Consider the following 13,096-nt stretch of genomic DNA (forward strand, 5'->3'; position numbering starts at 1 on the left):
ACAGGATGCCCTTGCAGGCCAGCAAAAACAGGCGTTTCGACGCAGCCTGCCAGTCACCCCGCCGCCAGCGGGCGCCGCGCCCGTTCGGGTCGGACCAGCCGCCAATCCACGCCCTCAAACAGCGCTGCAAACTGCGCTCCGGACATGCGCATGACCCCGTCGCGCACCTGTGGCCAGACGAACTTGCCGCCCTCGAGCCGCTTGTGAACCAGCACCATCCCGGTCTGATCCCAGATCAAGAGCTTGATCCGATCCGCCCGCTTCGCTCGGAACACAAAGGCGGCTCCGCAGAACGGGTCCATCCCGAACATCTCCTGCACCGCCAGTGCCAGACCGTCGATCCCCTTGCGAAAGTCGACAGGCCGGGTCGCCACGAAGACCTTCACCGGGCCGCCCTGGCCGAACATCACGACGCCGCTGCCCGTGCCGCGCGGATTGCCCGGGTCAGTTGGCCCTCGTCGACACCAGGACCCGCGCGGATGACGATGTCGCCCACCACGATTTCGAGATCAGACCCGGGGACGGCCGCCGAAGCCTCAGTCGCGCTGTCATCAACCACCAGTTCCGCGAAGAACGGCAAGGCCGCCACGCTTTCGGGCACCACCAAATTACCTTTGCGTATCTGCTTGCGCCAATCGTAAATCTGCCAGCGGGTCGTGCCGTGCTTGCGCGCAGTATCTGCGACCGTCACCCCGGGCATCATGCTCTCCGCCGCGATCCGCGCCCGCTCTGCCTTCGTCCGCCGCCGACGACCGCTTGGCCCCCCGATCACCTCAAGCCGCGAGACCCCGACGCCTATAGAGCCGTCCAATTGGACGCCCATTTTGCCGTCTCTCTCCAAATCCAAAACCTCCGCCGCACATGTGCGTGGAGAATGAAGGCATCAACTCAAAAATGGCAGGAGGGGATCGGCGTCGCGCTTACGGGCAGACTCTACATCGCGGCGAAGAAACTTCCGGGGGGCAGGTCAGGGCCAGTGCCATCATACTTGAACTTGCCGCTCTTGATGACGGACGTTCTTTGCGGGCGCTTGCATCATAACAGCGTTTATCTGCATTCCTTTCCGCCGCAATACCGCTGAGGGCTGCCCCCAATATCAGAACCCGATGCCGTTGGAGGTGGTCACGACGTCAATGGCTGTTGCAAGATCGAAGGGTTGTCACCCCGCAGCAGTGATGCAGTATCTCGCCCATGTCGGCTGTCTCGGGCACATCGCCTCAGTTTGATCCTTGGACGGATGGTCTTGCACAACATGGCGATAAAGCCCGTCTCGGCAAGCTCACCCCGGTCGAGATGATCGAAGATGTCGTGCCTCTGGATCGTCAGTTCGGGATTTGGCCTAAACGGTGCGTATCGGAACCGGCAGCAATGGGCACGCAGAGCCTCGGCAGCCTGCTTGTTGCGGTGAGTGGCAAGGTTGTCGAGGATCACCACGGTTCCCGGCTCGATCTCCGGGATCAGGATCTCGCGCGTACAGGTTGCGAAGGCGGGACCGTCCATCGCCCCCTGATGAACCAGGGGGCGATCAGGGCATCCGGTGCAAGGCCGGGAATCAGGGTCTGTGTCCCCCAACTGCCAAAGGGCGCATCCATGGTCAGGCGTGTGCCACGCAGGGCCCGGCCCCGCAAGCGGGTAAGATTGGTCTTCGCCGCGGTTTCGTCTATGAAAACCACGTATTCCGGCCGGTCTGCGATGGCTGGCAAGCGATGTGTAAACCAGTCGGTTCGCCGTTATATTACCCCGAGAAACTATCCCATCCGCAGCTTTGCATCCAGCGTGTCTAAAGCCAGCTGGAACACATGGTCATGCACCAGCGGGATCAGCGTCACATCGTCATTGGGAGATGCCACCCAATCCGCCGTCCAGACCGCCAGCGTGGAGTTATCTGCGGTGACCGGCCAGAGCCGCGCGCCCGCGTGATAGTTCATCCAGGGTTGCGGGCTCTTCAGGATGCGATAGCGAAACGCCCGATCGGTATCCGACAGCAGCGTCAGCTGCTCATGCAGCCGCCCTGGTCCGAACTGAAAATCACGCACGGCTGAGACCTGATCTGATGGCGCACCATCCAGCATCACCATTGCGCTGATGTCAGGATGCCAGCAATCCATGCCCGCGAAGTCGCGCATCTCTTGCCATACGTTATCGACCGGAACCGCCATCGGCGTCGAGACAAAGACCTTGGCCGGACGCCAGCCCTGCCAGAGGGGCTCATCGGTGGCAGGCAGATCTTTGACGAAAAGCTCCAGCGCCTCCAGCCCGGCGGCAAAGACAGCGTCGGAAATGAGCTCAACGTATTTGCCCTGATCTTCCGGAGCCTCGTCGAATTCCGCCCACCATTGCACATAGGTGCCACCGGTTTTCGTGACCGGGATCAGGTCGATCCCGGCACGGTAATCGGTGACAGGGAAGGCAGGGGTTTCGAAATTGTAGCTGAGGCCGTAGCGGCTATCGTCAAGCGACAGGAGTCGTTCGCGCACAAGCGTCCCGTCCTGCAGGTGGAAGGCGCGGATCACCCCGACCTGATCGGCGGGCGCGCCGGTTTCGATTTCACTGTCGCGGATCGCCGGATGCCATTTCGGCAAGCCATTGAAGTCCCGGACCACAGCCCAGACCACTCCTGTAGGCACATTGATGATCCGGCTGGCAAAGGCGCGTGCCATAGCAATTTCCTTATTTTCAGGGCTGGTTCAGAACGTCAGAGATTTGAAACGCCGGGTCTGGTCAACCAGCGCCAGTTCTGCCGGCAACCGCTCCATCGAGCTGGCACCATAAAAGCCGTTGATCCCGGGCGCGTTGCGCAACACATATTCCGCATCCGAGGGCGACGAGATCGGTCCGCCGTGGCAAAGCACCAACACATCCTTGCGCACCACCCGTGCAGCCTCGGCCCATTCCGTGATGTCACGCACACAATCATCCAGCGTGCGCGCGGTCTCGGCCCCGATCGAGCCGCCGGTCGTCAGCCCCATATGCGGCACGATGATATCGGCTCCGGCGCGGGTCATCGCTACTGCCTCATCGGCGGAAAACACATAGGGCGTGGTCAGCAGGTCTTTGGCATGTGCCGCCGCGATCATGTCGATCTCCAGCGCAAAACTCATGCCGGTCTCTTCGAGGTTCTGCCGGAAGACACCGTCGATCAGCCCGACGGTGGGGAAGTTCTGCACCCCGGAAAATCCAAGCACCTTCAACTGGTCAAGGTGATGGTCGAGGATCAGAAAAGGATCGGTGCCATTGACCCCGGCCAGAACCGGCGTGTTACGGGTAACGGGCAGCACCTCGCGCGCCATATCAAGAACGATTTCATTGGCGTTGCCGTATGCCAGCACCCCGGCAAGCGAACCCCGTCCGGCCATTCGGTAGCGCCCGGAGTTGTAGATCACAATCAGATCGATGCCGCCCTCTTCCTCGCATTTGGCGGATAGGCCGGTGCCCGCGCCACCGCCGATAATTGGCTGACGGCGGGCGGCCATATCTTGGAACCGCTCCATCAGGGCCTTGCGGTCGGGCACGTTTCTTCTGCTCATTGGATAGTCTCCCGGTAGTGACGCGCGACGTCCGCCGCAAAGGCGGGCGCGTTGATGTGATGCTCGGTCTCGATCAGCCGGCGGTTTGGCCCGGAACGGAAAGTCGCGCGGATCTCATCGAAAAGCGCCTGATCGGCCTCGGGGTCGTGGAATGGCATACCCGGCGCGTCGATGGCGGAAACACCGCCCAGCGGCAGAAAAAGCCGCACCTCGCCCTCGCAGTGGTTCAGCGCATCAGTGATGAAGCGCGCTATGGCACGATTTTCCGGGGGCGTGGTGCGCATCAGCGTGACCTGCGCATTGTGGAAGTAGAGGTTCCGGTCCCGGTATTTCTCCGGCACCGTTTCCAGCGCGCCGAAGTTCACCATATCCACCGCGCCGACCGAACCGACCCAGGGGCGGCGGGTGCGGGCAAAGACGCCGTAGCGATCCGTTGTGCAGGGGAAGACGCCGCCCATCAGCAGGTCAGGCACTTCGGTTGCGGTGATATCAAGGGCCGCAGACAAAAGACCGGCCTCGACCAGCTTTTCCATCGACTGGCCGCCGGTGCCGGTGGCGTGAAAGACATAGGGCTCGATCTCGCCCGCGAGTTCCGCGCGCAGCTGGTCGATACACGTGGTGGTGACGCCGAACATGGTCATGCCGATCCCAGGCAGGCCACCCACATCTGCCGGGACCGGCCATTTCACCATCCCCGCGATGGCATGTGCCGCATTGCCGATCACCCGGCGCGAAATCGCATTCAGCCCCGCGACATCGGTCACCGAATACATCATGGCAATATCCGTCGGGCCGACATAGGGCGCGACATTCCCGGAGGCGACGGTGGAGACCATCAGCTTTGGCAGCGTCACCGGCAGCGCCCGCATCCCTTCGGTCACCAGCGCCGTATTGCCGGAGCCGCCGAGCCCCAACACTCCGCCGATATCCTCCTGCGCCAGCAGCCAGCGGGTGAGCGCCACCGCCATGCCGGAAACCGCCCGCCCGCGGTCCTCAAGACCGAGCGCCGCGCCCCGCCCTTCCGGATGACTGGCGGCGACCTCCTCGGCGCTGACATCGGCACCGGCGACGCTTGTTGCTGTCGAGACGTCGACCAGCCGCACCGGCACCCCCGCCGCACGGATCAGATCCGCCGCGAAACGCAGCTCATCCGCCTTTGTGTCCATCGTTCCGATGACGAGAACCGTTTTCATCTTTGCTTCTCCCCCCAAATTCCCTCCCTCAAACTCAGACCCCCACACCCAACCAGCGCTGCTGCGCCGTCGGATCGCCGGCCAGCACCGCCGATGCCATCGGCTGGGTCAGCTGACCGTTCACCATCACCGCCACCTGGTCAGAGACCGAGGTCGCGACATGCAGCGCCTGTTCGATCAGTAAAACGCCCATCCCTTCAGCTGCGATCTGGCGCAGCACCTGGATAAGATGGTCGACGATAACGGGCGCGAGGCCCTCGGATGGTTCATCCATCACCACCAGAGCCGGGTTCATCAAAAGCGCGCGGGCAATGGCGACCATCTGCGCCTCGCCGCCCGAAAGCTGGTTGCCCCGGTTCTGGCGGCGCTCAGCCAGACGCGGGAACGTGTCATAGACGCGTTCAATCGTCCATGCGACATCACCGGGCGTGCCCGGCTGCGCCACAAGCCGCAGATGTTCATGCACGGTCAGCGAGCGGAAAAGCCTGCGCCCCTGGGGTACCAGCGCGATCCCGGCGCGGGCGATGGTGGTCGGCCCTGTCCCGCGCAGCGCGCGCCCGTTCAGCCTGATCTCGCCCTTCTGCGCCGTGACCAACCCCGCAATCGCTTGGCAAAGCGTGGTTTTCCCCATGCCATTGCGCCCCACGATGGACAAAGGCGCGGCCCCCAACTCCAGCGAGACGCCTTGCAGAATATGTGCCTTGCCGAAATGGACATGCAGGTCCGAGATTTGCAAAAGGCCCATCAGTGATGCCCTCCGCCAAGGTAGATCTCGCGCACCACGGCATTGTCGGAAATGCGGCCGGGAAGGTCTTCGGCAACCACGCGGCCATCTTTCATCACGGTGACCATATCGGCATTCCTGAGCGCCACATCCATATCGTGTTCGATGAGAACAAGGGTCAGATCGCGCGGCAGACCGGCAAGGATGCGGTTCAGTTCGGGGCGCTCAGCAGCGGAAAGGCCTGCGGCGGGCTCGTCCAGCATCAGAACTTTTGGCTCCGCAGCCAGCGCCATGCCGATCTCGACCTGGCGGCGCTGGCCATGCGACAGATCGCTGACATCGCGGGACAGCAAATGGCTGATCCGCATTCGTTCGGCCGTAGCGCGCGCCTGTGCCAGCGCCACGTCTCCCCTGCGCGGGCGCAAAAGCGACAGCCGGTTCGTCCGCATGCCGCGCACCGCGAGATAGAGGTTTTCTTCGACATTCAGCCCGTCGAAAAGGAGCGAGGTCTGATAGGTGCGCCCCATCCCACGCCGGATCCGGTGCTGCGGGCGCATGCGGGTGATATCTTCGCCAAAAAGCGAAATCGTGCCAGAGGTCGGCGGGAAATCACCAAGTAACGTATTGAAAAGAGTCGTCTTTCCAGCACCATTTGGCCCAAGGATCGCGCGGCGCTCACCGCTCGCGATGGCAAGCGTAACATCGGCCACCGCCCTCAGGCTGCCAAAGGTACGCCCGACCGCGCGTAAATCAAGCGCTGGCGGTGCGGCGGTGTTCTGGACGGATCTCATCGCAACCTCTTCGGGAACAGGACAGGGTCCGGGCCGGGGATGATGTCCCGGCCCGGCAGCGTCACAGGGGGATCAGGGCGCGCAATCAGGGTTATCGCGCGAGGGCGCCCCAAGCGCGAGGAAGGCTTCTGTCTCCATCCCGAGGCTTTGCGAAACCCCTTCGGTCTTGCCGAAGGCTTTGGTCCGCATGGTGCCGTCATCATTGATGATCTCGGTCAGGAAGATATCGGAAATCGCCTGACGGTTGCTGTCGAGCGAGACCTTCGCCCCCACCGGATTGACGAACTCAACCTTCGCCAGCGCCTCCTGGAAGGCTTTCTGATCACCTGACAGATCACCGCCGATCTCTTCCAGCGCCAGCAGCACCGCTTTGGTATTGGTGTAGTAGTTCACGCCGTGGATCGACGGGCTTTCAAACCCGTCCGGGAATTTCTCGCGATAGGTGGCGACGAATGTGGTCCAGTCCTCATCATCAATCACATCGGCAATCGGACCTGCCGCAACCATCCCCTCCATCAGCCGCTGATGCGGACCACGGGCGGAAAGCAACGTCTGGTCAGCGGTAATCGAGCCACCCATGATCGGCAGCTCGCCCCCGTTCTGCGCATATTCGGTCAGGAAAGCGAGCGCATCAGTGCCGCCCTGCACCACCAGAAGCCCATCAGAATCCGCCGGGATCGAGGTGATGATCGATGCAAAATCAGTTGTGTTCAGCGGTGACCAGAGTTTGGTGACCTTACCACCCGCCGCGCAATATTCATGCATGAAGCCAAAGACCTGCGCATAAGGGAACGCATAGTCTGCCGCCACGATGGTCACATGGCGCAACCCTTTTTCGTTATAGGCATGGCTGCCCAGGCCCGCCATCCACTGGGTGCCTTCGGTATTGAAGCGGAAGAAGTTCTCCGAGACATCGCGCAGGGTCGCATCCGCCGCCGCCGCCGAGCCATTCACAAAGGTCTTGCCGGGCACCGTTTTGGAATAGTCGCGCAGCGCCATACCCTCGGCGCCCGACAGCGGACCGATCACGATATCAACGCCATCCTGTTCGATCAGCTTCCTCGCCCGCGCCAGCGCGACATCGGCCTGGGCGTTGGAGCTTTCGCGGATCCATTCGATCTTCTTGCCGTTGATCTCCCAGCCGACTTCTTCAAAGGCCAGTTCCATCATGCGGTAGGCATCCTGGCCGCCGGTGGCAAAGGGCCCCTCCAGCGTAGTGACCGAGCCGATCCGGATCACATCGTCCTCGGCGAAGGCCGGGCTGCCAAAGGCGGCGAAAAGGGCAATCGCTGCGACCATCGGCCGGAACGGGTTGGTTTTGACAGCTTGCATGTTTTCCTCCCTCATGCGTGCTTCATCCTTGGTTGCCAGGGCGCTCCTCAACACCCCGGTAGAGCTTGCGCATCTGACGGCGGGCGCTTTGGATCAGGCCCGGCACCCCATCGGGCGACAAAAGGACAATCCCCAGGAAAACCATACCGATCAGGGTGTTGAATCGATCGCGGTCATAGATCGAGGCCGCGAATGTATCGAGCAGCGTAAAGATCAGCGCGCCGATGAAGGCGCCGGCCGGGTGGCGCATCCCCCCGATCACGCACATGACCAGAATATTGACGGTCGCCCCCATGCCGATTGAAGCGGGCGTGATGCCGATATTGTAAATCGTCACCATGATACCGCCGACACCCGCGATGAAGCCCGCCACTGCGAATGCCATGACGCGATGCAGCCCGGCGTCAAAACCAAGCGCGGAGACCCGGCGAGGATGGCTGCGCAGCCCCTGCAAGACCAGCCCGAAGGGCGTCTTCACCAGCCAGAGCACCGCCAGATAAAGCATGGCCGCAATCGCCAGCGCGGTCAGGTAAAAGACCAGCGGATCGCGTAAAGGCAGGCCCAGCACCTCAGGCCCCAGCACATTGCGGATACCCTCATAGCCATTCAGAAGCGCGGTATTGGCCTGGGCGAAAAGGCTGCCCCCCACCGCCAGCGCCAGTGTGATCATCAGAAGATAGATGTCATTGGTGCGCATCGAAATCATGCCCACCAGCAGACCGGCAAGGGTTGCCGCCAGCAGCGCCAGCGGAATCGCCACCGCGTAAGGCAGTTGCGCGCCATTCGCCGGCACCGCCTCGGGCACGGTGATCGCGATGGTATAGCCCGCCACGCCCGCGATCATCGTTTGCGCCAGCGAGACAAAGCCGCCATAGGTCGCCAGAAAGGTCAGAGACAGCGCGATGATGCCGTAAACCAGCGTGCGGCCAAGGATATTCATCAGCCAGAAGTCGCTCAGCAGCAGCGGCGCCGTAAGGAGGCAAAGCCCGGTGATCAGATGCAGCGCGCGGATCATTTCGCCGCCCCCATGATACCCTGCGGCCGGATCGCCAGCGTCGCCACCATGATTGCGAAGGTCAGGATGACCGACCAGGTCGGGAAGAGGGCCAGCCCCCATTGCTCGGCCAGCCCGATCAGCAGCGCGCCAACCGCAGTGCCGCCGATCGAGCCCATGCCGCCCACGATCACCACCACCAGCGAGGACAGCAGAAACCGCGTATCGACCCCAAGCGCCACCGGCTGCGCCGTTGCGCCGATCACGCCGCCAAGCCCCGCCAGCGCTGCACCGAGCGCAAAGACCAGCGCAGAGGTCAGGGGCACATTGATGCCGCAGGCCGCCAGCATCTCGCGGTCATCGACACCCGCGCGCACCATGATCCCAAGTCTGGTGCGGTTCAGGATCAGCCAGAGGCCAACGCCCACCGCCAACGCCGCAATGACCTGGAACAGGCGGAAAAAGGGATAGCGTCCGACACCCGGCAGTACCACCGGCCCGAACAGCGCATCAGGGGCAAAGAACTGGAACGGCGAGCCGCCGAATTGCGCAAGGATCTGATCGGCAATGATGATCGAAAGGCCGATGGTCACCATTGCCTGGCGCAGTTCCTGGCCCTGCATCCAGCCGAGGAAGGCGACCTGCATCACTATCCCCGTCAGAGCCGCCGCCGCCATCCCTGCAAGGATCGCCAAATACCAAGCATAAGCGAATGTCGCGTCATTAGCATAAAGCGGATCATAGACCGCATAACCGACATAGGCCCCGATCAGATAGAGCGATCCATGCGCCATATTCACCGTGCGCATCAGGCCGAAGATCAGCGAAAAGCCGCAGGCAACGATGAAATACAGCGCGGCAAGAGTCACACCATTGAGTGTGACGGTCAGAAACCAGGCCAAGGCAAAATTCTCCCCCGCGCGCAGAGGCAGTACCGCCGCACGTCTCTTTTCAGCATTCAGGACAAAGGCCAATGAGGTTCCTCTCCCCATTGGCTCTCTATTGGTTGCATGGGACTGCGGAAGTGAGTAGTGGCCTTTTGGCAGAATGATGGGTAAAAATGGGTAATTTCTCGCATGCCAGATGAGGCGCAGAATGGGTCTGCCCTATGATTCCCCCTGCCCTGCGAGGCATATGCCGGGGCAACAATGGCGGCTCTCCAGCCGACCGGCGGGCGATACAGCATGGCGCGAGATCGTTTGCCCGGGGCTGGCGCTGTTGCCGCAGGGCCATGAAGAAACCGCAGCCCTGCTGCCGCTGACCGATCTGAACGGAGCAGCGCTTGGTTATTGCCGGGATCGGATCCGGGCGCGGGATCAGGATCAGGGAGGAGCACTCGCCCTGATGATGTCGGACCCGTTTCTGAACCCGGCCCGCATCGCCGATACGCTGCGCGATGCGGGCGTGGACACCGTGTTCAACTGGCCAAGCTGCCAGGTCCTTGACGGGGATACCGCACGCGCCGTGGCCAGTGCCGGGCTTGGCGTCGCGCGCGAGGTGGCGCTGATTGCCGAATTCACCGCGCTAGGGTTTCAGACGCTCGGTCTCGCCAGGGGCGCGGGCCATGGCGCCTTGATGGCCGGGGCGGGCGCGACGCAGATCGTGCTCCATCCCGGGGTCTCCTTGCGCGACTGGCGCAGCCGGGCCATGTCGGCCCGACTTATGGAACAGGAAATGCGCGCCGCCTCAGAGCAGGGGCTTCCCTTTCTCGTATTCCGCCCGCGTGGCTATGGCAGTGAACTTGACACGCTGATCGCGCGCGGCGCGGGGGTGGTGTCCCTCGGGGACAGGGCCGCATGATCTCCGACGACAGCCGCCGCAGCCTGATTGCCCGCGCCGAACGCCGCCTTGGGTCCGGCGAGCCGCTGGTCGGCGCAGCGGTGGGCGCGGGGCTTGCAGCCCAGGCAGCCGTTCAGGGCAGTGCGGATTTCATCCTTGCGCTGAATGCCGGGCGCTACAGGATGATGGGGGCGGCATCGATTGCAGCCATGCTGCCTTTGGCCGACGCCAATGATTTCACGGATGATTTCGCGCAGCGCGAGATCCTTGGAACGGTGGCTGTTCCGGTCCTGCGCGGTGTCTCGGCCTTTGACCCCCGCCTTGATCTGGCACGGCTTGCCGCCGTGACGCGACAGGCAGGCTATGCCGGCATCGCCAATTTCCCCACCGTCATCCATCACGATGGTCAGTTCCGTCAAGCGCTGGAAGAGGCAGGCATGGGGTTTTCGCGCGAGATTGCCCTGATGCGCGAGGCGCGGGCGGCGGGGCTCGCCACTCTCGCCTATGTCAAAACTCGTGACGAGCTGGAGGCCATGACTGAGGTCGGCCCGGATGTCCTTTGCCTGAATTTTGGCTGGAATGCCGGGGGCATGCGCGATGTCGCGCAGGAATTCACCCTTGACGAGGCTGCCGACCGCGCCCGCCATATGTTCCGTCAGCTGCGGCGGACGAACCCCGATATCCTGTGTCTGCTCGAAGGTGGGCCGATCATCAGCCCCGGGGATATGTTCCGCGTCTGGCAAAGCTCCGAAGCCGATGGCTATCTCGGCGGATCGACGCTTGACCGGATGCCGCTCGAACGCGCGATCATTGAGGCCACGTCGGCCTTCAAGACCGTGGGTGCGCTGCGCGCCGCTGAGAGTTCGCGCAGCCGCACTCTGACCGAGGTGCGACGGCTGACCGGGATCTTTGGCCATTCCGATAGTATGAACCACGCGGTTGATCAGATCAGCCGGCTCGCCGGGCTGGAAATGCCGGTGCTGGTTCTGGGAGAGCCGGGCTCTGGACGGATCAATATCGCGCGCAGCCTGCATACGCTCAGCCGCCGCGCGGGCGGACTGCTGCAGGTCACCGCCGAGAAGGTCAATCGCGACCCCGAGGCCATCCTGCTGGGCCGGGGACGCGCCGATCGGCGCGCGGCGCTTTTGCGGCGCGAAGGGGGGACGCTGATCTTCTCCGACGCCGGACAACTACGACCCGAGGCGCTGCAGATCATCCACGACTGGGCCGAGACGACCGAACCCGGAGCAGAGCGCAGCCGCGCCATTCTGATCGGCAGATCGGCGACTGAATTCGACCGCGAGACCCTGCGCCTCTTTCGCGCCGCACTGATCGAAATCCCGCCCTTGCGAGACCGGCCGGAAGACATCCTGCCTTATCTGCGCCAGTTCCTCATGCTGCTGACTGGACCCGTTGCCGCTGGCCCGCGCCCGGAGATTTCGCCCGACGCACTCAGGCGGCTGCTTTCCCATTCCTGGCCCGGCAATATCCGCGAGTTGCGTCGCGTGGCGGAAGGCGCGCTGGCGCGGATGCGCGGCAATGTGATCAGCGCGACCGAGCTTGCGGGACTGATCGACGGCCCCGACACCGAGCCAGCCCCCGCCGCCACGGCGCAGGTCACTGATGAAGCTGAATGGCTTCTCGATGCCCTGCGCCGCAACCGTTTCCGCAAGGGCGACACCGCGAACTTCCTCGGGATATCGCGCAAAACGCTCTATAACCGTATGAAAGCGCTCAGAATCGGGAAATGAGCGGGCACTCAGACAGCGGCCCAGGCCGCGATCGCGGCTTCGGCCACGTCGCGATCCTGGGCCGACGTGCCCGAAGAAATGCCGATCCCGCCCACAGCCTCGCCTTCAAGATAACCAGCAAGCCGGGCCGTCATAAGCCGGAGCCATGGCGTGGTAAGCGGGATCGCCCGCATTTTGTGCATCGACCCGAAGCGCCATGCGCCACAGCGGCGATCGTGCCCCGCCATGAGCCGACCAGCCTCCCGCGGTTCATGACGTCATAGGCGTCCGCGTAGGGCGCGTCTGGATCGACGGTCTGGGCCGCGGCCTGCGGGACGAACGCGAGGGTCGGCAAGGCAAGCGCACAGATGAGCGCGCAATTTTTCAACCACGGCATCACCGTCCGATAGCCTACCATACACGTCCCCCTTTCAGAGCGCCCGATACCGGTGCGCCCGCGAATTCCCCGTCTCAATCGGCCTTGCGCAATGCGGTATCGAACGTGCCCTCGACCGGCAGGCAATTGCTCGTGTCGGCTTCCGCGAGCAAGCTGTCCCTGCGGCAGAGGACGGCCGAGAAGCGGCCCTGCGCGCTGCCCCCATCTTCCAGGGAAAGCCTATCGAAGACGACTTCGGGTGCCGTCCCGCTGTCTTCGCCGAGATAATAGGGCGGGCTCATTCCTTCCGGCCACCAGGAAATGGTCGTTTCCATGATCGAGGCGGACGCGTCGCTCCCCATCAGCGAAACCTCGATCGTCAGGACGTTGCGCATGAGGCTGTCGGCCTCGGGGTCGTGCGCCTGTATCTGGATAGAGGTCACCGGGCCGAAGGATCGGATCTCGGCCGTCGATGTTCCCTCCGATGGTACATTGAGCGTTTCGCCGGAATAGGCCCTGTCGCCGATCGTCGCCTCGACTGAACCCATCGCCGTTTTCGCGATTTGCGCCAGTGCAGGTTGCGCCAGGCACAGGGTGAGGCCGAATGCTGCCAGGATAGGCGCTTGATACAGTTTCATTGAAGAAGTCCT

Annotated in this window: 15 protein-coding genes; 2 read left to right on the plus strand and 13 right to left on the minus strand. The window is 63.1% G+C overall.

Going from position 1 to position 13,096, the window contains the following annotated elements:
* Positions 1 to 53: 53 nt before the first annotated feature.
* From tnpB to JHW40_RS02355, 11 genes are all read right to left on the minus strand, one after another.
* Positions 54 to 407 (minus strand): IS66 family insertion sequence element accessory protein TnpB, encoded by a 354-nt coding sequence (gene tnpB, locus JHW40_RS02305; protein WP_119752217.1) that lies wholly within the window; start codon positions 405 to 407, stop codon positions 54 to 56.
* Positions 407 to 823, minus strand: coding sequence for an IS66-like element accessory protein TnpA (gene tnpA, locus JHW40_RS02310; RefSeq protein WP_119752218.1), 417 nt, complete (start codon positions 821 to 823; stop codon positions 407 to 409). The genes tnpB and tnpA overlap by 1 nt, the downstream gene beginning before the upstream one ends.
* A gap of 299 nt (positions 824 to 1,122) precedes the next feature.
* On the minus strand, positions 1,123 to 1,500 hold the full coding sequence (locus JHW40_RS02315) for a hypothetical protein (protein WP_272849033.1): 378 nt from the start codon (positions 1,498 to 1,500) through the stop codon (positions 1,123 to 1,125).
* Between the two features lie 248 nt (positions 1,501 to 1,748).
* Positions 1,749 to 2,660, minus strand: coding sequence for an SRPBCC family protein (locus JHW40_RS02320; RefSeq protein ID WP_090617334.1), 912 nt, complete (start codon positions 2,658 to 2,660; stop codon positions 1,749 to 1,751).
* A 27-nt stretch (positions 2,661 to 2,687) separates the two neighbouring features.
* Positions 2,688 to 3,527, minus strand: coding sequence for a phosphoenolpyruvate hydrolase family protein (locus JHW40_RS02325; RefSeq protein WP_090617336.1), 840 nt, complete (start codon positions 3,525 to 3,527; stop codon positions 2,688 to 2,690).
* On the minus strand, positions 3,524 to 4,720 hold the full coding sequence (locus JHW40_RS02330; protein WP_090617339.1) for a Tm-1-like ATP-binding domain-containing protein: 1,197 nt from the start codon (positions 4,718 to 4,720) through the stop codon (positions 3,524 to 3,526). Before JHW40_RS02330 ends, JHW40_RS02325 begins: the two co-directional genes overlap by 4 nt.
* Before the next feature lie 34 nt (positions 4,721 to 4,754).
* Positions 4,755 to 5,465, minus strand: coding sequence for an ABC transporter ATP-binding protein (locus tag JHW40_RS02335; RefSeq protein ID WP_090617342.1), 711 nt, complete (start codon positions 5,463 to 5,465; stop codon positions 4,755 to 4,757).
* Positions 5,465 to 6,235: an ABC transporter ATP-binding protein gene (locus JHW40_RS02340; protein WP_090617345.1), complete on the minus strand. Its 771-nt coding sequence runs from the start codon at positions 6,233 to 6,235 to the stop codon at positions 5,465 to 5,467. Before JHW40_RS02340 ends, JHW40_RS02335 begins: the two co-directional genes overlap by 1 nt.
* 72 nt (positions 6,236 to 6,307) lie before the next feature.
* Complete coding sequence (locus tag JHW40_RS02345; protein WP_090617368.1) at positions 6,308 to 7,567, minus strand: ABC transporter substrate-binding protein; 1,260 nt, start codon at positions 7,565 to 7,567, stop codon at positions 6,308 to 6,310.
* A gap of 22 nt (positions 7,568 to 7,589) precedes the next feature.
* Positions 7,590 to 8,582 (minus strand): branched-chain amino acid ABC transporter permease, encoded by a 993-nt coding sequence (locus JHW40_RS02350; protein WP_090617347.1) that lies wholly within the window; start codon positions 8,580 to 8,582, stop codon positions 7,590 to 7,592.
* On the minus strand, positions 8,579 to 9,463 hold the full coding sequence (locus tag JHW40_RS02355) for a branched-chain amino acid ABC transporter permease (protein ID WP_244519372.1): 885 nt from the start codon (positions 9,461 to 9,463) through the stop codon (positions 8,579 to 8,581). Before JHW40_RS02355 ends, JHW40_RS02350 begins: the two co-directional genes overlap by 4 nt.
* Before the next feature lie 193 nt (positions 9,464 to 9,656).
* On the opposite strand from JHW40_RS02355, the gene JHW40_RS02360 reads away from it, so the two are divergent.
* Together JHW40_RS02360 and JHW40_RS02365 are read left to right on the plus strand one after the other, a co-directional pair.
* Positions 9,657 to 10,361, plus strand: a complete 705-nt coding sequence (locus JHW40_RS02360) for a phosphoenolpyruvate hydrolase family protein (RefSeq protein ID WP_170851963.1) — start codon at positions 9,657 to 9,659, stop codon at positions 10,359 to 10,361.
* Complete coding sequence (locus tag JHW40_RS02365) at positions 10,358 to 12,091, plus strand: phosphoenolpyruvate hydrolase family protein (RefSeq protein ID WP_090617354.1); 1,734 nt, start codon at positions 10,358 to 10,360, stop codon at positions 12,089 to 12,091. The genes JHW40_RS02360 and JHW40_RS02365 overlap by 4 nt, the downstream gene beginning before the upstream one ends.
* 8 nt (positions 12,092 to 12,099) lie before the next feature.
* Here the strand turns inward: JHW40_RS02365 and JHW40_RS02370 are convergent, their stop codons facing one another.
* Both JHW40_RS02370 and JHW40_RS02375 read right to left on the minus strand, forming a co-directional pair.
* Complete coding sequence (locus JHW40_RS02370) at positions 12,100 to 12,225, minus strand: heme-binding protein (protein WP_272849034.1); 126 nt, start codon at positions 12,223 to 12,225, stop codon at positions 12,100 to 12,102.
* A 316-nt stretch (positions 12,226 to 12,541) separates the two neighbouring features.
* The gene (locus tag JHW40_RS02375; RefSeq protein WP_090617359.1) at positions 12,542 to 13,084 is read right to left on the minus strand and encodes a hypothetical protein; all 543 of its coding nucleotides are present in this window, start codon (positions 13,082 to 13,084) and stop codon (positions 12,542 to 12,544) included.
* Between the last annotated feature and the right edge of the window lie 12 nt (positions 13,085 to 13,096).

Origin of the sequence: Paracoccus alcaliphilus, from assembly GCF_028553725.1 — a bacterium.
GTDB lineage: Bacteria > Pseudomonadota > Alphaproteobacteria > Rhodobacterales > Rhodobacteraceae > Paracoccus > Paracoccus alcaliphilus.

Excerpts from the sequence above, each read along its gene's own strand:
- JHW40_RS02335 (WP_090617342.1), bottom strand. The coding sequence starts at position 5,465 with ATGGGCCTTTTGCAAATCTCGGACCTGCATGTCCATTTCGGCAAGGCA.
- JHW40_RS02350 (WP_090617347.1), bottom strand. The coding sequence starts at position 8,582 with ATGATCCGCGCGCTGCATCTGATCACCGGGCTTTGCCTCCTTACGGCG.
- tnpA (WP_119752218.1), bottom strand. The coding sequence starts at position 823 with ATGGGCGTCCAATTGGACGGCTCTATAGGCGTCGGGGTCTCGCGGCTT.
- JHW40_RS02365 (WP_090617354.1), top strand. The coding sequence starts at position 10,358 with ATGATCTCCGACGACAGCCGCCGCAGCCTGATTGCCCGCGCCGAACGC.
- JHW40_RS02345 (WP_090617368.1), bottom strand. The coding sequence starts at position 7,567 with ATGCAAGCTGTCAAAACCAACCCGTTCCGGCCGATGGTCGCAGCGATT.
- JHW40_RS02340 (WP_090617345.1), bottom strand. The coding sequence starts at position 6,235 with ATGAGATCCGTCCAGAACACCGCCGCACCGCCAGCGCTTGATTTACGC.
- JHW40_RS02325 (WP_090617336.1), bottom strand. The coding sequence starts at position 3,527 with ATGAGCAGAAGAAACGTGCCCGACCGCAAGGCCCTGATGGAGCGGTTC.
- JHW40_RS02320 (WP_090617334.1), bottom strand. The coding sequence starts at position 2,660 with ATGGCACGCGCCTTTGCCAGCCGGATCATCAATGTGCCTACAGGAGTG.
- tnpB (WP_119752217.1), bottom strand. The coding sequence starts at position 407 with ATGTTCGGCCAGGGCGGCCCGGTGAAGGTCTTCGTGGCGACCCGGCCT.
- JHW40_RS02315 (WP_272849033.1), bottom strand. The coding sequence starts at position 1,500 with ATGGACGGTCCCGCCTTCGCAACCTGTACGCGCGAGATCCTGATCCCG.
- JHW40_RS02360 (WP_170851963.1), top strand. The coding sequence starts at position 9,657 with ATGGGTCTGCCCTATGATTCCCCCTGCCCTGCGAGGCATATGCCGGGG.
- JHW40_RS02330 (WP_090617339.1), bottom strand. The coding sequence starts at position 4,720 with ATGAAAACGGTTCTCGTCATCGGAACGATGGACACAAAGGCGGATGAG.
- JHW40_RS02370 (WP_272849034.1), bottom strand. The coding sequence starts at position 12,225 with ATGACGGCCCGGCTTGCTGGTTATCTTGAAGGCGAGGCTGTGGGCGGG.
- JHW40_RS02375 (WP_090617359.1), bottom strand. The coding sequence starts at position 13,084 with ATGAAACTGTATCAAGCGCCTATCCTGGCAGCATTCGGCCTCACCCTG.